This is a genomic window from Enterobacter quasimori (genome assembly GCF_018597345.1).
GTDB lineage: Bacteria > Pseudomonadota > Gammaproteobacteria > Enterobacterales > Enterobacteriaceae > Enterobacter > Enterobacter mori.
On record NZ_JAHEVU010000003.1, the window covers coordinates 416091 to 434543 of the forward strand.

18 protein-coding genes are annotated in these 18453 nt (G+C 57.7%); 10 read left to right on the top strand and 8 right to left on the bottom strand.

Annotation, left to right across the window (positions count from 1 at the left end; all coding sequences use genetic code 11):
• Nucleotides 1–175: 175 nt before the first annotated feature.
• From gcvT to KK102_RS14080, 4 genes are all read left to right on the top strand, one after another.
• Nucleotides 176–1270, top strand: a complete 1095-nt coding sequence (gene gcvT, locus KK102_RS14065) for a glycine cleavage system aminomethyltransferase GcvT (protein WP_216357844.1) — start codon at nucleotides 176–178, stop codon at nucleotides 1268–1270.
• A gap of 23 nt (nucleotides 1271–1293) precedes the next feature.
• The gene (gene gcvH / locus KK102_RS14070) at nucleotides 1294–1683 is read left to right on the top strand and encodes a glycine cleavage system protein GcvH (RefSeq protein WP_008499718.1); all 390 of its coding nucleotides are present in this window, start codon (nucleotides 1294–1296) and stop codon (nucleotides 1681–1683) included.
• Nucleotides 1684–1810: 127 nt separating this feature from the next.
• The gene (gcvP, locus tag KK102_RS14075; protein WP_126544976.1) at nucleotides 1811–4684 is read left to right on the top strand and encodes an aminomethyl-transferring glycine dehydrogenase; all 2874 of its coding nucleotides are present in this window, start codon (nucleotides 1811–1813) and stop codon (nucleotides 4682–4684) included.
• A gap of 70 nt (nucleotides 4685–4754) precedes the next feature.
• Nucleotides 4755–5498 carry an SDR family oxidoreductase gene (locus tag KK102_RS14080; RefSeq protein WP_126544975.1) on the top strand — a complete coding sequence of 248 codons (744 nt, stop codon included), beginning with the start codon at nucleotides 4755–4757 and terminating at the stop codon, nucleotides 5496–5498.
• A 3-nt stretch (nucleotides 5499–5501) separates the two neighbouring features.
• On the opposite strand, the gene KK102_RS14085 is transcribed toward KK102_RS14080, so the two are convergent.
• The 6 genes from KK102_RS14085 to KK102_RS14110 all read right to left on the bottom strand — a co-directional run bounded on the left by KK102_RS14085 (nucleotide 5502) and on the right by KK102_RS14110 (nucleotide 11418).
• Nucleotides 5502–6002, bottom strand: coding sequence for a protein disulfide oxidoreductase (locus KK102_RS14085; protein WP_126544974.1), 501 nt, complete (start codon nucleotides 6000–6002; stop codon nucleotides 5502–5504).
• Complete coding sequence (locus tag KK102_RS14090) at nucleotides 5992–6594, bottom strand: DsbA family protein (RefSeq protein ID WP_126544973.1); 603 nt, start codon at nucleotides 6592–6594, stop codon at nucleotides 5992–5994. Before KK102_RS14090 ends, KK102_RS14085 begins: the two co-directional genes overlap by 11 nt.
• Before the next feature lies 1 nt (nucleotide 6595).
• Nucleotides 6596–8605: a protein-disulfide reductase DsbD family protein gene (locus KK102_RS14095; protein WP_216357845.1), complete on the bottom strand. Its 2010-nt coding sequence runs from the start codon at nucleotides 8603–8605 to the stop codon at nucleotides 6596–6598.
• Nucleotides 8606–8654: 49 nt separating this feature from the next.
• Entirely contained in the window at nucleotides 8655–9014 is a 360-nt protein-coding gene (locus KK102_RS14100) for a copper resistance protein (RefSeq protein ID WP_126544971.1), read from the bottom strand.
• 121 nt (nucleotides 9015–9135) lie between these two features.
• Entirely contained in the window at nucleotides 9136–10569 is a 1434-nt protein-coding gene (gene bglA, locus KK102_RS14105; protein ID WP_216357846.1) for a 6-phospho-beta-glucosidase BglA, read from the bottom strand.
• Between the two features lie 117 nt (nucleotides 10570–10686).
• Nucleotides 10687–11418, bottom strand: a complete 732-nt coding sequence (locus tag KK102_RS14110) for a MurR/RpiR family transcriptional regulator (protein ID WP_010435329.1) — start codon at nucleotides 11416–11418, stop codon at nucleotides 10687–10689.
• A gap of 266 nt (nucleotides 11419–11684) precedes the next feature.
• Here KK102_RS14110 and trhA point away from each other — a divergent pair, with 266 nt between their 5' ends.
• Entirely contained in the window at nucleotides 11685–12344 is a 660-nt protein-coding gene (trhA, locus tag KK102_RS14115) for a PAQR family membrane homeostasis protein TrhA (protein WP_003863433.1), read from the top strand.
• A gap of 84 nt (nucleotides 12345–12428) precedes the next feature.
• Here the strand turns inward: trhA and ygfZ are convergent, their stop codons facing one another.
• Entirely contained in the window at nucleotides 12429–13409 is a 981-nt protein-coding gene (gene ygfZ / locus KK102_RS14120; RefSeq protein ID WP_216357847.1) for a tRNA-modifying protein YgfZ, read from the bottom strand.
• A 294-nt stretch (nucleotides 13410–13703) separates the two neighbouring features.
• On the opposite strand from ygfZ, the gene sdhE reads away from it, so the two are divergent.
• Together sdhE and KK102_RS14130 are read left to right on the top strand one after the other, a co-directional pair.
• Nucleotides 13704–13970 (top strand): FAD assembly factor SdhE, encoded by a 267-nt coding sequence (gene sdhE / locus KK102_RS14125; protein WP_010435322.1) that lies wholly within the window; start codon nucleotides 13704–13706, stop codon nucleotides 13968–13970.
• Entirely contained in the window at nucleotides 13951–14361 is a 411-nt protein-coding gene (locus KK102_RS14130; protein ID WP_010435320.1) for a protein YgfX, read from the top strand. Before sdhE ends, KK102_RS14130 begins: the two co-directional genes overlap by 20 nt.
• 7 nt (nucleotides 14362–14368) lie before the next feature.
• On the opposite strand, the gene fldB is transcribed toward KK102_RS14130, so the two are convergent.
• The gene (fldB, locus tag KK102_RS14135; RefSeq protein ID WP_042716099.1) at nucleotides 14369–14890 is read right to left on the bottom strand and encodes a flavodoxin FldB; all 522 of its coding nucleotides are present in this window, start codon (nucleotides 14888–14890) and stop codon (nucleotides 14369–14371) included.
• 101 nt (nucleotides 14891–14991) lie between these two features.
• Here fldB and xerD point away from each other — a divergent pair, with 101 nt between their 5' ends.
• From xerD to recJ, 3 genes are read left to right on the top strand one after another with little or no spacing between them, the layout of a single operon-like run.
• Nucleotides 14992–15888: a site-specific tyrosine recombinase XerD gene (xerD, locus tag KK102_RS14140; protein WP_042716100.1), complete on the top strand. Its 897-nt coding sequence runs from the start codon at nucleotides 14992–14994 to the stop codon at nucleotides 15886–15888.
• A gap of 28 nt (nucleotides 15889–15916) precedes the next feature.
• Nucleotides 15917–16630, top strand: a complete 714-nt coding sequence (dsbC, locus tag KK102_RS14145; RefSeq protein ID WP_010435313.1) for a bifunctional protein-disulfide isomerase/oxidoreductase DsbC — start codon at nucleotides 15917–15919, stop codon at nucleotides 16628–16630.
• A 5-nt stretch (nucleotides 16631–16635) separates the two neighbouring features.
• On the top strand, nucleotides 16636–18369 hold the full coding sequence (gene recJ / locus KK102_RS14150; RefSeq protein WP_216357848.1) for a single-stranded-DNA-specific exonuclease RecJ: 1734 nt from the start codon (nucleotides 16636–16638) through the stop codon (nucleotides 18367–18369).
• Nucleotides 18370–18453 lie beyond the last annotated feature (84 nt).

An 18453-nucleotide genomic window follows, 5' to 3' on the forward strand; every position in this document is an offset into this window, starting at 1 on the left:
ATAACTCTGTAGGCTTTTTAGCGATTTTTGGTCATAAGCTAATGTGATGACCCATTTTGCCTTATGGTTAACCGCCGGTTTCGGTGGTAAGTTCAGGTAAAAGAGAACGTTTGCGTCGGTGCCCGAACGCGGGGCCGATACCGGGTTTCACGGTGAATTTTTCAACGAGGACAAGATGGCTCAACAGACTCCTTTGTACGAACAACACGTGTTATGCGGCGCCCGCATGGTGGACTTCCACGGCTGGATGATGCCGCTGCACTACGGCTCGCAGATTGATGAGCACCACGCGGTGCGCACCGATGCCGGTATGTTCGACGTGTCCCATATGACAATTGTCGATCTGCGCGGTAGCCGCACCCGGGAGTTTTTGCGTTATCTGCTGGCAAACGACGTCGCCAAACTGAAGACGCCGGGTAAAGCGCTCTATACCGGCATGCTGAATGCCTCGGGCGGCGTGATTGATGACCTTATCGTCTATTACTTCACTGAAGATTTCTTCCGCCTCGTTGTAAACTCCGCCACCCGCGAAAAAGACCTCTCCTGGATCACCCAACACGCCGAACCTTATGCCATCGACATCACCGTCCGTGACGATCTGTCACTGATCGCCGTGCAGGGACCAAACGCGCAGGCGAAATCCGCCTCTCTGTTTAACGACGAGCAGCGCAACGCCACCGCTGGCATGAAGCCGTTCTTTGGCGTGCAGGCGGGCGATCTGTTTATTGCCACCACCGGCTACACCGGTGAAGCGGGCTACGAAATTGCGATGCCAAACGAGAAGGCCGCTGATTTCTGGCGTGCGCTGGTGGAAGCGGGCGTGAAGCCTGCGGGTCTGGGCGCGCGCGATACGTTGCGTCTGGAAGCGGGCATGAACCTTTACGGTCAGGAGATGGATGAAGGCGTCTCTCCGCTGGCCGCCAACATGGGCTGGACCATCGCGTGGGAACCGGCTGACCGCAACTTTATTGGCCGTGAAGCGCTGGAGATGCAGCGCGAGAAGGGCACCGAACAGCTGGTGGGCCTGGTGATGACCGAGAAGGGCGTGCTGCGCGGCGAGCTGCCGGTGCGCTTTACCGATGCCGACGGCAATCATCGCGAAGGCGTGATCACCAGCGGAACCTTCTCACCGACGCTGGGCTACAGTATTGCACTGGCACGCGTGCCGGCGGGCATTGGCGAAACGGCGGTGGTGCAAATCCGCAACCGCGAAATGCCGGTCAACGTGACCAAACCGATTTTTGTTCGCGCCGGTAAGCCGGTCGCCTAATCATTTTTATCAGGAGAACTTCAATGAGCAATGTGCCAGCAGAACTGAAATACAGCAAAGAACACGAGTGGCTGCGCAAAGAGGCGGACGGCACTTACACCGTAGGGATCACCGAGCACGCGCAGGAGCTGCTGGGCGACATGGTGTTTGTTGACCTGCCTGACGTGGGCACGACCGTGAGCGCGGGCGACGACTGCGCCGTGGCGGAGTCCGTAAAAGCGGCCTCTGACATCTACGCCCCTGTGAGCGGCGAAATCGTTGCCGTCAACGACGCGCTGAGCGATTCGCCAGAGCTGGTGAACAGCGAGCCTTATGAAGGCGGCTGGATCTTCAAGATCAAAGCCAGCGACGAATCTCAGGTTGCCGCGCTGCTGGATGCGACCGCGTACGAAGCACTACTGGAAGACGAATAACGTTGTGCCGGATGGCGCTGCGCTTATCCGGCCTACAGCTCAACGTAGGCCCGGTAAGCGTTAGCGCCACCGGGCAACAGCGTTACAGATAACTACGATTCACTGCACGTTTCAGGAACCATCGCTCATGACACAGACTTTAAGCCAGCTTGAAAACCGTGGCGCCTTCATTGAACGTCACATTGGGCCGGATGCTCAGCAACAGCAGGAGATGCTGAAGACAGTTGGCGCGGATTCATTAAACGCACTGATCGGCCAGATTGTGCCCAAAGACATCCAGCTTGCCACGCCGCCTCAGGTGGGGGAAGCCACCACGGAATTCGCCGCGCTGGCGGAGCTGAAGGCTATTGCCGGCCTGAACAAGCGCTATAAGTCTTACATTGGCATGGGCTACACCAACGTGCAGTTGCCGCCGGTTATCCTGCGCAACATGCTGGAAAACCCGGGCTGGTACACCGCTTACACCCCGTATCAGCCAGAAGTCTCCCAGGGCCGCCTGGAAGCGCTGCTGAACTTCCAGCAGGTGACGCTGGATCTGACCGGTATGGATATCGCCTCTGCTTCTCTGCTGGATGAAGCCACCGCCGCCGCTGAAGCGATGGCGATGGCAAAACGCGTGAGCAAGCTGAAAAATGCCAACCGCTTCTTCGTCGCGGCGGACGTGCATCCGCAGACGCTGGACGTGGTGCGTACTCGCGCAGAGACCTTCGGCTTTGACGTCATCGTCGACGACGCCGACAAAGTGCTGGATCATCAGGACGTCTTCGGCGTGCTGCTGCAGCAGGTGGGCACCACCGGTGAAGTTCACGACTACGGCGCGCTGATTGCCGAGCTGAAATCCCGCAAAGTGGTTGTCAGTGTTGCCGCCGATTTTATGGCGCTGGTGCTGCTGACGGCGCCGGGTAAACAGGGCGCAGATATCGTATTCGGCTCCGCACAACGCTTCGGCGTACCGATGGGCTACGGCGGCCCGCACGCGGCGTTCTTCGGCGCGAAAGATGAATTCAAACGCTCCATGCCTGGCCGTATTATCGGCGTCTCCAAAGATGCTGCCGGTAACACCGCGCTGCGCATGGCGATGCAGACCCGCGAGCAGCATATCCGCCGCGAGAAAGCGAACTCCAACATCTGTACCTCGCAGGTGCTGCTGGCAAACATCGCCAGCCTGTACGCCGTGTTCCACGGCCCGGCTGGCCTGAAGCGCATTGCCAGCCGCATTCACCGCCTGACCGATATTCTGGCCTGCGGCCTGCAGCAAAAAGGCCTTAAGCTGCGCCACGCTCACTACTTCGATACCCTGTGCGTGGACGTGGCGGACAAAGCGGCCGTGCTGACCCGCGCGGACGCGGCAAAGATCAACCTGCGCAGCGACATCCACAACGCCGTCGGCATTACGCTGGATGAAAGCACCACCCGCGACGATATCCTGAACCTGTTCAGCGTGCTGCTGGGTGACGCGCACGGTCTGGACGTTGATGCGCTCGACAAAGAAGTTGCGCTCGACAGCCGCTCCATTCAGGACAGCATGCTGCGTAACGACGCGATCCTGACGCATCCGGTCTTTAATCGCTATCACAGCGAAACCGAGATGATGCGTTACATGCACTCTCTGGAGCGCAAGGATCTGGCGCTGAACCAGGCGATGATCCCGCTGGGCTCCTGCACCATGAAGCTGAACGCCGCGGCAGAGATGATCCCGATCACCTGGCCTGAATTCTCCGAGCTGCACCCGTTCTGCCCGCCAGAGCAGGCGGAAGGTTATCACGTGATGATCAACCAGCTTTCCGACTGGCTGGTGAAGCTGACCGGTTATGATGCGCTCTGCATGCAGCCGAACTCCGGCGCGCAGGGCGAGTACGCGGGCCTGCTGGCGATCCGTCACTATCATGAAAGCCGCAACGAAGGTCACCGCGATATCTGCCTGATCCCAAGCTCCGCCCACGGCACCAACCCGGCCTCTGCCCAGATGGCGGGCATGGAAGTGGTGGTGGTGGCGTGCGATAAGAACGGCAACATCGATCTGGCCGACCTGCGTGCGAAAGCCGAGCTGGCGGGCGACAAGCTCTCCTGCATCATGGTGACCTATCCGTCCACCCACGGCGTGTACGAAGAGACCATCCGTGAAGTGTGCGAAGTCGTGCACCAGTTCGGCGGTCAGGTTTACCTCGACGGCGCGAACATGAACGCTCAGGTGGGCATTACCTCTCCGGGCTTTATCGGCGCGGACGTGTCGCACCTGAACCTGCACAAAACCTTCTGCATTCCGCACGGCGGTGGCGGCCCGGGCATGGGGCCTATCGGCGTGAAAGCGCACCTGGCGCCGTTTGTGCCGGGCCACAGCGTGGTGCAGATTGAAGGCATGCTGACCCGTCAGGGCGCGGTCTCAGCGGCACCGTTCGGCAGCGCCTCTATCCTGCCAATCAGCTGGATGTACATCCGCATGATGGGCGCGGAAGGGCTGAAGCAGGCGAGCCAGGTGGCGATCCTGAACGCCAACTACATTGCGACGCGCCTGAAGTCCGCCTTCCCGGTGCTCTATACCGGTCGCGACGGCCGCGTGGCGCACGAGTGCATCCTCGATATTCGTCCGCTGAAAGAGCAGACCGGCATCAGCGAGCTGGATATCGCCAAGCGCCTGATCGACTACGGCTTCCACGCGCCAACCATGTCGTTCCCGGTTGCGGGCACGCTGATGGTGGAGCCAACGGAATCTGAAAGCAAAGCCGAGCTGGACCGCTTTATCGACGCGATGCTGGCCATCCGCATGGAGATCGACCGCGTGCAGGACGGCGAGTGGACGCTGGAAGATAACCCGCTGGTTAACGCCCCGCACACCCAGCACGAGATGGTCGCAGAGTGGAGCCACGGTTATTCCCGCGAGCTGGCGGTCTTCCCGGCAGGCGTGGCAAACAAATACTGGCCGACCGTGAAGCGTCTCGATGACGTCTACGGCGACCGTAACCTGTTCTGCTCCTGCGTGCCGATGAGCGAATACCAGTAATCGTGCAGATGGAGTAACGTAGGCCGGGTAAGGCGAAGCCGCCACCCGGCTTTTTTATTGGGAGAAGCGAATGGCAATTGCACTCGTCACCGGCGCGAGCCGGGGCATCGGTAAAGCTACTGCGCTGCAGCTGGCACGCGAAGGCTACACCGTGGCGGTGAATTTTCACCATAACATCAAGGCCGCGACGGACGCGATCAATCAGATTGTTGAGGCAGGCGGTAAAGCCTTTGCCGTGCGCGCGGATATCAGCGATGAAGCGCAGGTTATGGCGATGTTTGACAGTATCGATCGTGAAGGCGAGCCGCTGACGGCGCTGGTGAACAACGCGGGTATTCTGTTCGAACAATCGACCATCGAAAGCCTCTCAGCCGAGCGCATTAACCGCGTGCTGGCCACCAACGTCACGGGCTATTTTCTCTGCTGCCGCGAGGCGGTAAAGCGTATGTCGCTCAAGCATGGTGGTAAAGGGGGCGCGATAGTGAACGTCTCTTCCGCAGCTTCCCGCCTGGGCGCGCCGGGGGAATATGTGGATTACGCTGCATCCAAAGGGGCGGTGGACTCGCTGACGACGGGATTATCTCTGGAGGTGGCAGCGCAGGGCATTCGCGTTAACTGCGTACGCCCTGGGCTTATCTATACCGATATCCACGCCTCCGGCGGCGAGCCGGGGCGCGTGGATCGGGTGAAATCCATGCTGCCCATGCAGCGCGGCGGCCAGCCGGAGGAAGTCGCTCAGGCCATTACCTGGCTGCTGAGCGACAAAGCCTCCTACGTGACCGGCAGCTTCCTGGAGCTGGCGGGCGGAAAGTAACAGCTACGACGCCAGCCACAGCCGCAGCCGCATGCCCCAGCTGCTGGTCCAGCCGGTGGTGATCGACTTCACCTCTCCGCGAGAGATCACCACCAGCGTGGGCGTGACCTGCACGTCCCACTGGCGAGACAGGCTTCCGCTGGCGTCGTTGACCGTCGGCAGCGTCATTTTCTTCTTCGCCAGCCATCTTTCCAGCGTGGCGTTATCACCTGAGCGCAGTGCAACCGACATCACGTTGCCGCCGTCTGCGGCAAGTGCCGCTACGGATGGCGTGGTGTAGCGGCATACGCCACACCAGGTTGCCCAGACGTACACCAGCAGCGGACGTTCCTCACTCATGGCGATAAGGTCGACGGGTTTACCGTCGAGCGTTTGCAGCGTGGCTGAGGCGAAATTCTGCGGCAGCGCGGGCTGGCGGAAATAATCTACCGCCAGGCTCACGGCAACGCCGATCAGCAGCCACATTGCCAGTTCGCGCACCAGGCGCGGGAGCTTACTGGCCACGGGCTTGCGCCAGCTGTTCTTTCACCAGCGCCTCCAGATCGTCATAGGGAATGGCGCCCGCGACCATCTGATCGCCTATGATGGTCGCCGGTGTGCCCTGAATATTCAGCACCTGCGACAGGATCAGATTCATTTTCAGAGATTCCATCGTTTTATCCTCCGTCTTAATGCCGTCCGTCCCGGTTTTTGTCTGCGCCGCCGCGATGCTGGCATCGTCGTGATACCCTTTTTTCATCATCAACCGCTGGTGCAGCGCCCAGAATTTATCAGGCTGTTGCTGCCATACCGAAAGCGCCGCTTTTGCCGCATTCACCGAGCTTTGGCCCTTGAACGGTAACAGCTTAACGATGAGCTGCACGTCCGGGTTGTCATGCACGATTTTCTCCAGCATGGGGTCGAACTGCTTGCAGTAAGGGCAGTTGTAGTCAGTGAAAGAGACAATAATCAGCTTTGGCGCTTTCGCGCCGGTACGCGGACTGTTGGGGTCGTTGAACAGCAGTTTAGCCAACTGGTCACTGGACGCGTCATCCGACGGCGCGGCGACGCTGAACGTCGATAAAGACAGCAGAAGCAAGGCAATAAAGGCTCTCATGTTATTTTCCTTTCGCATCGGACAGGGTGGTAAGCACCGCGTCGCGGCTTAATAGCGCAGGCAGCACGTGTCCCTGCGGTAATCCCGGTCCGTAAATCTGGTTAAACGGCACGGCGGCGCTGCCGCGCGTGGTTAAGAACTGACTAATGCTGGTGGAAGGTCGGCTCCAGTCTCCGCGCAGGGCGACAATATCCGGTGCGGAAAGCGCATCCTGCACGTCGTCGCGCAGCAGGACGTTGTATTTATTGGCTTTACAGGTCACACACCAGTCGGCGGTTACGTCAACAAACACCCGCTTGTTGTCAGCCAGCGCGCGGGCTATCGCCTCTTCACTCAGCGGCTGCCAGTTCACCCGATCGCGACGGCCATTCTCCCCGCCGGGAGCGGTAATAAACGCCGCAGCGGCGGCAACGACCAGAGCAAAGGCACCGGCACGCAGCGCGGTTTGCCAGCTATAGCGCCAGGCGGTAACCAGCAGCAGGATAAGGAGCAGCATCACACCCAGCGTGAGGACGGGCAGCGTGCCGATATGCACCACCAGCAGGCTCAGCAGCCACAGGGACGAGCCGAGCATCATTAATCCCAATACCACTCGCACCACGTTCATCCAGCGCCCCGGACGCGGCAGCCTCTGTGCCAGCCCCGGCCAGGCCGCCACCAGCAGCCAGGGAAGGCTCATGCCGACACCCATCGCAAAGAAGATGCCCCACAGCAGCGGGAGCGGTGCCGCCAGCGCTACCGACACGGCAGTCCCCAGGAACGGCGCGGTGCAGGGCGTTGCCAGCAGGGTGGCAAACGCGCCTTGCCAGAAATGGCCCGCGAGCCCGTTGCCGCCGCGCGTGGCGAGGAAGGTGCTGGCAGAGGAGGGGAGGCGGATCTCAAATAACCCCAGCAGGCTGGCGCTGAACAGCACCATCACCAGCGCCATTGCAGCGAGAAACCACGGGTTCTGGAACTGGATCCCCCAGCCGAGCGCCTGGTTACCTAAGCGCAGCACCGTCATCATTAGTGCCAGCGCGAGGAACGAAATCACGATCCCGCCTACTGAGGCAATAAACTGCCTGCGTATCTGGCCGCGCGCCTGGCGTTCGGTTTGCATCAGCGTGCCGAGCTTCATGGCCAATACGGGCAGTACGCAGGGCATGACGTTGAGGATCAGGCCGCCAGCCAGCGCCATCAGCAGGACCCAGCCTAACGAGAACGCTGGCGTGAGGGTGCCTTTCCCGATACTCAGACTGGACGCCTGCGCCTGGCCGCTATCCGCGAGAACAACCGACAGCGTTTTGCCGCTGATGTCAGGTGCTGCGTCGCCCCAGCTGTCCGTCACCGGTATGGTGGCGACAAGCGACCCGCTGCGCACGGAAAAGGCTGGCTTGCCGAAATCAACATCGTCCATGCTGTCGATAAACAGCGCGGGCTGCTGCCAGCCAGCGTCACGTTGTGCCGTTACGGTCAGCTTGCCGGAGGCGTAGCTGGCGCTGAGCGCTGACGTCAATCCGCTGCTGAGCGGCAGCGTGCCCATCGCCCGACTGTAATCGTAATCAAAGTCGCCGCCCGTGCTGGTCGTCAGATCCAGTGAGAACGGGTAGTCGGTGAGAATACAGACGTTGCTGCAGGTAGACAGCGTCAGCACGCCGCTCAGGGTTTTTGGCGACTCGCCACGCACCGTAATGGGAAAACTTACGTCGCCGTGATAACCCTGCGTGGTGATGCCTGCAACGTCGAAACGTTCGGGCGTAGGCCAGCGCCAGGTGGCATCAACCGGTTGTTGCCAGCGAATGGCTGGGGCAACGCCCCCTTCTCCCGGCGAGCGCCAGTAGGTTTTCCACCCTTTTTCAAGGGCGACATCCAGAAGCAGGCGGGTATCGCCATTATTGTCAGGCTGCGCGCGCAGCCTGACGCTGGCGTGCTGATTATCGGCGGCACGTAGCCAGCCGCTGTCGGCGGCCTGGCTGAGGGGCAGCCATAGCCAAAGCAGGCAGACCAGCAGTCGCCTGAATACAGTAAACATAAATTTTTCTCCGTAAATGATGAATTAACCTGATGTGTCAGGCGAATGCTCATTCACGGAAGACGCAGAGTTTTAGATGTACCCGTAATCGGGGCGGGGAGATAACGCGGGGAGGCCACAGACGCTCGCGGCGTGGCGGATTAGCGGCCAGCAGCGCAAGAAGCAGGGTGACGGCAAAGAGAGCACCTTCAAACAGTATTGGCGGAACGGCCATTAGCGATTTCGCGCTGAGTTCACAGGGCGTCACCGGGGCGTCGATGCTCTCCTGCCCCTGCTGGACAGACTGGCTTGCGGCGGTGACGTTCATGACAAGCGCGTGCATCCCGGCCATCCGCTGGGCGGTGCATATCAGCACCACCAGACAGGCCAGGGCAACAAGCAGGGTAGCGTTGCGTTGTCGTTTGATCATCTTCGCCTCACATATTCACGAGGCTTATCTTATAGGGCACAGGCTTTTTGGCAACGCTTAAGCTGTAAAGAAGTGTCTGGAAAAAAGAGATACCCTCTCCAGCGGGGGAGAGGGGGAGATATCACAGGGTTTCGCCGTTGCTGGCAATCACGGTTTTATACCAGTCAAAGCTCTTCTTACGGGAACGGGACATGTCGCCGGTGCCGTCGTCGTGCTTGTTCACGTAGATAAAGCCATAGCGCTTGCTGTACTGACCGGTGGTGAAGGAGACGCAGTCGATGCAGCCCCACGGGGTGTAGCCCATCAGATCCACGCCGTCGTACGTCACGGCCTTCATCATCTCTTCCACGTGGGCGCGCAGGTAGTCGATGCGGTAGTCGTCGTTGATGCTGCCGTCTTCTTCCACTTTGTCGTAGGCGCCGAAACCGTTCTCCACGATAAACAGCGGTTTCTGATAGCGCTCGTACAATTCACACAGGGAATAACGCAGGCCGACCGGGTCAATCTGCCAGCCCCAGTCGGACGCCTTCACGTGCGGATTCGGCACGCTGCCCTCGAAGCCGGAAATCGCATCGCCGGTGCCGCCTTCCGCTTTGACCGCGTTGGTCATGTAATAGCTGAAGCCCAGGTAGTCGCATGTCCCATCGCGCAGGATCTGTTCGTCCCCCGCTTCCATTTTGATGGAGAAGCCGCGGCGCTCCCATTCGTTCAGCACGTAGGACGGGTAATAGCCGCGCAGCTGAACGTCGGTAAAGACGTAGCGCTCGCGCATGGATTCCTGGGCGAACATCACGTCTTCTGGTTTGCAGGAGAACGGATAGAGAGCCACCATCGCCAGCATGCAGCCGACTTTCATCTCCGGGTTAATGCGACGGGCAGCTTTCACCGCCAGGGCACTGGCCACAAACTGGTGGTGCAGCACCTGGTACATGGTCTCTTCCGGGTTGTCGTGTTCGGTATAGACCACGCCGGAGCAGCAGTAGCCGAACAGCGGGGCACGCCAGTTACGCTGGTTGTTAATTTCGTTGAAGGTCATCCAGTATTTGACCTTATTTTTGTAGCGCTCAAACACGACTTCAGAGAAGCGCACAAAGAAATCGACCACTTTGCGGTTGGTCCAGCCGCCGTACTCCTGCACCAGGTGCAGCGGCATTTCGAAGTGGGAGAGGGTGATGACCGGCTCGATGTTGTACTTCAGCAGCTCGTCGAACATGTCGTCGTAGAACTTCAGTCCCTCTTCGTTTGGCTGCGTTTCATCACCCTTCGGGAAAATACGTGTCCAGGCGATGGAGGTGCGGAAGCACTTGAAGCCCATTTCGGCAAACAGCTTGATGTCTTCTTTGTAGTGGCCGTGGAAATCTACCGCGTCGTGGTTTGGGTAGTATTTACCCGGCACCACCTCCTGAGTGATTTCACGCGGTACGCCGTGCGCACCGCCGGTCAGGACGTCGCAAATACTTGGCCCTTTGCCGCCTTTATTCCAGCCGCCTTCAACCTGGTGTGCCGCAACCGCGCCGCCCCATAAAAAATCTTTCGGTAAGGTCAGTTTTTTCATCTTTGCTATTTCTCAATTCAGGACTCATTGAAATCGAGTCTAGCAAAGCGAAATTAAATGTCACGATATAACAATTTGTGCGTAATGTGATTTGTTACATCAAAAAAACAGGGTGTTTTATTCTGCTAATTTCTTCGCCAGCTTACGCCCAAGCGATTCCAGAATATAGATGACGGGAATTTGGGTGGTAATATCGTACACGCCTGCAATACGCGTTTGAGGCACATGCCAGGAGAGGTTAAAGTCCGCCAGCTTTGCCAGACGTGAGTGTTCGTGACTGGTGATAGAGAGCACCTTGCAATGGTGCAGGCTGAACTGGCTGGCAAAGCGCAGGATCTCCTCGGTTTCACCCGAGACGGAGAGCACGATAGCCAGCGCATTTTTTGCCATATCATTGGTGACCGGGAAATAAGGATCGTCGATATGGTTGCTGAATTTACCGATATTTGAAAAAAAGCGCGCGCCATATTTTGCCAGTGAACCGGATGTGCCCGCACCGACAAATATAATGCGTTCCGAAGATAAAATAATATCTACTGCGTCATCTAACAACGCATCAAACTCTTCATTGTTGACGCTTTTAAAGAAGCTGATAATTTCACTGGCACCAAAATTGGCCTGCTGGGGTTCATTTTGCTCTAAATAGAGCTTAAAGCGCACGCGGAATTCAGAGTAGCCGTCGCAGTTCAGCTTGCGGCAAAAGCGCAGGATAGTGGTGGTGGAGACGCCAGCCGCGTCCGCCAGTTCGCGGATGGTCATGTACATCACTTTGTCACGGTTCTTAATGACGTAGTTGTAGACCATCATCTCAAGGTTATTGAGACTGGCAACGGCGGAATGGGTGAACATACTCACGGTAGCAAAACTCTCATTCAGACAGCATGTTCTCATCATAACATGCCGTCAGACGGCATAACTCAATTTTATGCCCATGATTCTTAATAACTAATTTTAAATGTGAACAAATGTTAGGTGAGTTATTTGTATATGTGTTTGATTTATATTGTTATTTTTAGTGATTGAAATTATTTTGGCTAACAGGTGTTCACTGGAATCATTCTCAGTTAGCATAGTCAGGCGATGAATAATCATCTTTTGTTTTCCCGGAGTTAAGTATGGTAAGCAGACCATTAATCGCACAGGGATATTCGCTGGCTGAGGAAGTAGCCAACAGCATAAGCCACGGCATAGGCCTGGTTTTTGGGATTGTCGGTTTAGTATTACTGCTGGTGCAGGCGGTGGACACCAACGCCAGCGCGATGGCTATTACCAGCTATAGCTTGTATGGCGGGAGTATGATCCTGCTCTTCCTGGCCTCGACGCTGTATCACGCTATTCCCCATCAACGGGCTAAAATCTGGCTCAAAAAATTTGACCACTGCGCTATCTATCTTCTTATCGCAGGCACCTACACGCCGTTTTTGCTGGTGGGATTAAACTCGCCGCTGTCGCGTGGCCTGATGATTGTTATCTGGAGCCTGGCGCTGCTGGGGATCCTGTTTAAGCTGACCATCGCACACCGTTTTAAGGTGCTGTCGCTGGTGACCTATCTGACGATGGGCTGGCTGTCGTTGATTGTGGTATATCAACTGGCGATTAAGCTGGCGGTTGGGGGCGTAACGCTTCTGGCGGTGGGCGGCGTGGTCTACTCGCTGGGCGTGATTTTCTACGTCTGCAAGCGCATTCCGTATAACCACGCTATCTGGCACGGCTTCGTGCTGGGCGGCAGCGTGTGCCATTTCCTGGCGATTTATTTGTATGTGGGGCAGGTTTAGTTTGTTGTCGGGTGGCGGCTTCGCCTTACCCGACCTACGGGATCAGTAGGCCCGGTAAGCGCAGCGCCACCGGGCGATACAGCATCACTCATCCAGTGAATACGGCAGCGGTTCAATGCTCAACGTATTGGCATCGTCGCGCACGCGGAATACGCTGTCGGCTTCCATATCGTTATTCATGACGACCTGCACCAGCAGACGACCATCATCCAGCTGAACGGCGGCGAGTACCGTGCCGGTACGGCGCCAGTTTTCACCCATTTTCAACTCGAGGTCTTCACCTGCTTCCGGAACGCGGCTGGCGCGACCCGCCAGTGTCCACAGGGCGCGTTTGTTGGCACCGCGGAATTTTGCACGGGCCACCATCTCCTGACCGGTATAACAGCCTTTCTTAAAGCTGATGCCACCCAACGCCTGGATGTTTGTCGCCTGCGGAATAAACTGCGCGCTGTTCACCGCGTCAATGACGGGCAAACCCGCTTCAATGTTCAGCGCCAGCCACTGTTGGCTGTTATTTAACTGCGCTTCACCCCGCAGAGCGTCGGTCACGCGCTCAGCGGTGGCAACATCCGTCACCAGCAGGAAACGCTCGGCAGGATGCTCAAACCACAAAATAGAGGTCTCACCTTCGCTGACCACCTGTTTTTCCGCATCCGGCAGTTCGCTGAAGAGATTTTTGAGCGCTGCACGCGCCTGGAAACCCGCCACACCCAGCAAAACATGCTCGTCGTCCGGCGCGATGGTGACTTTGGAAAACACCGCATATTTTTTCAGTTCGGTCAGCTGGGCATCACGCAGGCTGCGGCGTTCAATTAAGGCAAACCCATCCTGACGGCGGAACAGACGCAGGTTGCTCCACATTTTACCTTTTGGATCGCAGTGTGCCGCCAGGAGGTGCTGGTGTTCAGTCAACTGCGCAACGTCAGCCGTCACCTGTCCCTGCAGGTATTTTTCGGCGTCGGGGCCGGTAAGCGTCGCCAGCGCCCAGTCATCAAGTGTCATCAGCGTCAGCGGCAGACGCGCAGAGGCGGCGGGCTGGCGAGGAGTAAATGGAGTAAATGCCATAGTGATATCCTGAATTGCTTAACGCTTTGATAATGCCTAATGGTAAAAGAGACTACAGCCATTGCAAGCGCTTTCAGCACGCCATTCGTGCCATAGTGCGGTTATGCGTAGCGTCACGCAAAATAATGTAATCCGCTGTCTTTAGAGGGGTTATTCTGGAATCCGGCTCGGTGATTGCAATATTCCAGTAAAGAAACGGCCAAAAACACGTTACACTAGCAACTGGTCCCGGAAAGAAATAATGAACACCTAACGGGATACCGACTGTGCCAAACGTAATGCAGGAAACAGAACATGGATATTAACAACAAGGCCCGTATTCACTGGGCGTGCCGTCGCGGCATGCGCGAACTTGATATCTCCATCATGCCGTTCTTTGAATATGAGTATGACAGCTTAAGCGATGACGATAAGCGTCTGTTTGTTCGCCTTCTTGAGTCTGACGATCCGGATTTATTCAACTGGCTGATGAATCACGGCAAACCCGCCGACACCGAGTTGCAACGGATGGTGCAATTAATTCAAACACGGAATCGGGAACGTGGTCCTGTGGCAATCTGATCTTCGCGTCTCATGGCGCTCGCAGTGGATGTCATTACTGCTCCACGGCCTGGTTGCGGCCTTTGTTTTACTGATGCCGTGGCCGCTAAGCTATACGCCTCTGTGGTTATTGCTGCTGTCGTTTGTGGTTTTTGATAGCGTGCGCAGCCAGCGCCGGATCAACGCCCGTCAGGGTGAAATCAAACTGCTGATGGATTCCCGTCTGCGCTGGCAGGGGAAAGAGTGGGAGATCGTCGGTACGCCGTGGATGCTTAGCGTTGGCATGATGCTGAGACTGCGCCAGCCTGAAGGTGGTCGTCGCCAGCACCTGTGGCTGGCTGCCGACAGTATGGATGCTGCGGAGTGGCGAGATCTGCGCCGGATGATGTTGCAACAACCGACGCAGGACTAAGTTCGCGTTAGCTGAACTTCTCGGCCATTTCACCCAGAATCTGTTCGCACCAGTTTTCCAGGCGTTCGTCGCTGAGGTCGTACTGGTTGGTTTCATCCAGGGCGAGCCCGACAAACAGCTGGCCATCCGCGATGATCGGTTTTTTGCTGGTGAACTCATAGCCTTCTGTTGGCCAGTAGCCGATAAACGTCGCGCCTTTCGGTGCCAGTTTATCGTGCAGCATGCCGAGCGCATCCAGGAACCACTCGCCGTAGCCTAGCTGGTCGCCCATGCCGTACATCGCAATGATTTTACCGTCGAGGTTGAGCGAATCGAGCTGATCCCAGATGGCTTCCCAGTCTTCCTGTATCTCGCCAAAGTCCCAGGTCGGGATGCCGAGGATCAGCACGTCGTACTGTTCCATCAGCGCGACGGCGTCATCTTTCAGGTTATGCAACGTCACCAGCTCCGGGCCGATGATGTCGCGAATTTTTTCCGCTGCCATTTCGGTATAGCAGGTGCTGGAACCATAGAAAAGACCAATATTCATCGCGTAACGTTCTCAATTCTTACTCTGACTTTGCGCGTAGTGTACCAGAAACCGATGGCAATCAGGCATAATGCCCGGATTGCAGAATCAAAGAGGTTGATGTGGAAAAGGATCTCGCACTCATCGAACAGTTTCTCGACGCGCTGTGGCTGGAAAAAAACCTGGCCGAAAACACGCTCAGTGCCTATCGGCGCGATCTCACCATGCTGGTGGAATGGCTGGCACACCGGGAACTGACGCTTGAGCGTGTCCAACGCGATGACCTGCAGGCGCTGCTGGGTGAGCGGATGGACGGTGGCTACAAGGCCACCAGCTCCGCACGCCTGCTTAGCGCAATGCGTCGTCTGTTCCAGCATCTCTACCGTGAGAAGATCCGGGCGGACGATCCCAGTGCGCTGCTGGCATCGCCTAAACTTCCGCAGCGGCTGCCGAAAGATCTCAGCGAAGCGCAAGTTGAGAGATTATTACAATCACCCGCTGTTGACCTGCCGCTGGAGTTACGCGATAAAGCGATGCTTGAACTATTGTATGCTACCGGTTTGCGCGTTTCGGAACTGGTTGGCCTGACGATGAGCGATATCAGCCTGCGTCAGGGCGTGGTTCGCGTGATAGGTAAAGGGAACAAAGAACGGCTCGTCCCGCTGGGTGAAGAGGCGGTGTACTGGCTGGAGACGTATCTGGAGCACGGGAGACCGTGGCTTCTGAATGGCGTTTCTATCGATGTGCTGTTCCCCAGCCAGCGCGCGCAGCAGATGACGCGACAAACCTTCTGGCATCGCATCAAGCATTACGCCACACTGGCAGGCATTGACAGTGAAAAGCTGTCGCCGCACGTTTTGCGTCATGCCTTCGCGACGCATCTGCTCAACCACGGCGCTGATTTGCGCGTGGTGCAGATGCTGTTGGGACACAGCGATCTCTCAACGACGCAAATTTATACCCATGTCGCGACGGAACGCCTGCGGCAGCTACACCAACAGCACCACCCACGCGCGTGAGTGCCGACGAATTGTTACAGGATTAATTATGAAAAAGTCTTTTGCGCTGTTCACCTTGCTGGCAGCCTCATTTACCGGTTTTGCTCATGCTGACGACGCCGCCATCAAACAGTCTCTGACGAAACTGGGCGTCACCAGCAGCGACATTCAGCCCGCGCCCGTTGCGGGAATGAAAACCGTCTTAACCAACAGCGGTGTGCTGTACGTGACCGAAGACGGAAAGCACATCATTCAGGGGCCGATGTATGACGTGAGCGGCGCACAGCCGGTCAACGTGACCAACCAGCTGCTGATGAAAAACCTGAATGCGCTTGAAAAAGAGATGATCGTTTATAAAGCGGCGCAGGAAAAACACGTGATTACCGTCTTCACCGACATCACCTGCGGCTACTGCCACAAGCTGCATGAAGAGATGAAAGACTACAACGCGCTGGGTATTACCGTGCGTTACCTGGCCTTCCCGCGCGCAGGCGTGCAGAGCCAGCCAGAGCAGGACATGAAGGCTATCTGGTGTGCGAAAGACCGCAACAAGGCCTTTGATGATGCCATGAACGGCAAAGGCGTTAAGCCCGCTTCCTGCGACATTGATATCGCAAATCACTATGCGCTGGGCGTGCAGTTTGGCGTGACCGGTACGCCAGCCATCGTGCTGAGCAACGGCTACGTGGTGCCGGGCTATCAGGGACCAAAAGAGATGAAAGAGTTCCTCGACGCGCACCAGAAACAGACTGCGGGTAAATAATCCGCGTGAAAGCTCCGATAAAACTGCGCCGCCGCGAAGCGGCTGACACGGCTGATTTACCTGACGATCTTTCGCCGCTGCTGAAGCGGCTCTATGCCAGCCGCGGTGTGCGAAAGGCGGACGATCTTGAGCGTAGCGTCAAAGGTATGCTGCCCTGGCAGCAGCTAAGCGGCGTCGAAAAGGCCACTGAAATGCTCTACAACGCGTTCCGGGAAGGGACGCGGATTGTGGTGGTGGGCGATTTCGATGCCGACGGCGCAACCAGTACCGCACTGAGCGTGCTCAGCCTGCGCGCGCTGGGCTGCGATAACGTCACCTATCTGGTGCCAAACCGCTTTGAGGACGGCTACGGTCTTAGCCCGGAAGTGGTCGATCAGGCTCACGCGCGCGGTGCGCAGATGATCCTGACCGTGGATAACGGGATCTCCTCCCATGCGGGTGTCGATCATGCGCATGCGCTGGGGATCCCGGTGCTGGTTACCGATCACCACCTGCCGGGGGAAACGCTGCCAGCCGCCGAAGCCATCATTAACCCCAACCTGCGCGACTGCGATTTCCCGTCGAAATCCCTGGCCGGTGTCGGCGTGGCGTTTTATCTGATGCTGGCGCTGCGTACGCTGCTGCGCGATAAGGGCTGGTTTGAGTCGCGCGGGATTGCCGTGCCGAACCTGGCGGAGTACCTCGACCTGGTGGCGCTGGGTACCGTGGCAGACGTGGTGCCGCTCGATACCAACAACCGTATTTTGACCTGGCAGGGCTTAAGCCGCATCCGGGCGGGCAAGTGCCGTCCGGGGATTAAGGCGCTGCTGGAGATTTCAAACCGCGATCCGCTCAAGCTTGCTGCCAGCGATTTAGGTTTTGCCCTCGGGCCACGCCTGAACGCCGCCGGAAGGCTGGACGATATGTCCGTCGGCGTCGCGCTGCTGCTGTGCGACAACATCGGCGAGGCGCGCGTGCTGGCGAACGAGCTGGACGCCCTGAACCAGACCCGTAAAGAGATCGAGCAGGGGATGCAGGCCGAGGCGCTGACCCTGTGCGAAAAGCTGGAACGCAGCGGCGATACGCTGCCGGGCGGCCTGGCGATGTACCATCCCGAGTGGCATCAGGGCGTGGTCGGCATTCTGGCGTCGCGCATCAAAGAGCGCTTCCACCGGCCGGTGATCGCGTTCGCCCCCGCGGGCGACGGCACGCTGAAAGGATCCGGTCGTTCAATTCAGGGGCTGCACATGCGCGACGCGCTGGAGCGCCTGGATACGCTTTATCCGGGTCTGATGATCAAGTTTGGCGGTCACGCGATGGCGGCAGGCCTGTCGCTGGAAGAGGCGAAGTTCGACGAGTTTCAGCGGCTGTTTGGCGAGCTGGTGACAGACTGGATTGACCCTGCGCTGCTACAGGGCGAAGTGGTCTCTGACGGCGAGCTTTCACCGGCTGAAATGACCATGGAGGTGGCCCAGATGCTGCGTGACGCGGGGCCGTGGGGGCAGATGTTCCCGGAACCGCTGTTCGATGGCCGTTTCCGCCTGCTGCAACAGCGCATCGTCGGCGAACGTCATCTGAAGGTGATGGTTGAGCCAGCCGGTGGTGGCCCGCTGCTGGACGGCATCGCCTTCAACGTTGACACCTCCATTTGGCCGGACAACGGCGTGCGCGAGGTTGAGCTGGCCTATAAGCTTGATATTAACGAGTTTCGCGGCAACCGCTCCCTTCAGATCATCATCGACAATATCTGGCCAATTTAGCGTCAGTAAAGCTACAAAAAAGGGCGTGGATTCGGTACAATCCCGCTCTTATCACCGCATTTTGACAAGCCCATAAAAGAAAAC

Bases quoted from the DNA above. Each gene is read 5' to 3' on its own strand.
- dsbC (WP_010435313.1), top strand. From the start codon at position 15,917: ATGAAAAAGTCTTTTGCGCTGTTCACCTTGCTGGCAGCCTCATTTACC.
- ygfZ (WP_216357847.1), bottom strand. From the start codon at position 13,409: ATGGCATTTACTCCATTTACTCCTCGCCAGCCCGCCGCCTCTGCGCGT.
- sdhE (WP_010435322.1), top strand. From the start codon at position 13,704: ATGGATATTAACAACAAGGCCCGTATTCACTGGGCGTGCCGTCGCGGC.
- gcvH (WP_008499718.1), top strand. From the start codon at position 1,294: ATGAGCAATGTGCCAGCAGAACTGAAATACAGCAAAGAACACGAGTGG.
- KK102_RS14090 (WP_126544973.1), bottom strand. From the start codon at position 6,594: ATGAGAGCCTTTATTGCCTTGCTTCTGCTGTCTTTATCGACGTTCAGC.
- bglA (WP_216357846.1), bottom strand. From the start codon at position 10,569: ATGAAAAAACTGACCTTACCGAAAGATTTTTTATGGGGCGGCGCGGTT.
- gcvP (WP_126544976.1), top strand. From the start codon at position 1,811: ATGACACAGACTTTAAGCCAGCTTGAAAACCGTGGCGCCTTCATTGAA.
- KK102_RS14100 (WP_126544971.1), bottom strand. From the start codon at position 9,014: ATGATCAAACGACAACGCAACGCTACCCTGCTTGTTGCCCTGGCCTGT.
- KK102_RS14110 (WP_010435329.1), bottom strand. From the start codon at position 11,418: ATGTTCACCCATTCCGCCGTTGCCAGTCTCAATAACCTTGAGATGATG.
- KK102_RS14080 (WP_126544975.1), top strand. From the start codon at position 4,755: ATGGCAATTGCACTCGTCACCGGCGCGAGCCGGGGCATCGGTAAAGCT.
- fldB (WP_042716099.1), bottom strand. From the start codon at position 14,890: ATGAATATTGGTCTTTTCTATGGTTCCAGCACCTGCTATACCGAAATG.
- KK102_RS14095 (WP_216357845.1), bottom strand. From the start codon at position 8,605: ATGTTTACTGTATTCAGGCGACTGCTGGTCTGCCTGCTTTGGCTATGG.
- gcvT (WP_216357844.1), top strand. From the start codon at position 176: ATGGCTCAACAGACTCCTTTGTACGAACAACACGTGTTATGCGGCGCC.
- trhA (WP_003863433.1), top strand. From the start codon at position 11,685: ATGGTAAGCAGACCATTAATCGCACAGGGATATTCGCTGGCTGAGGAA.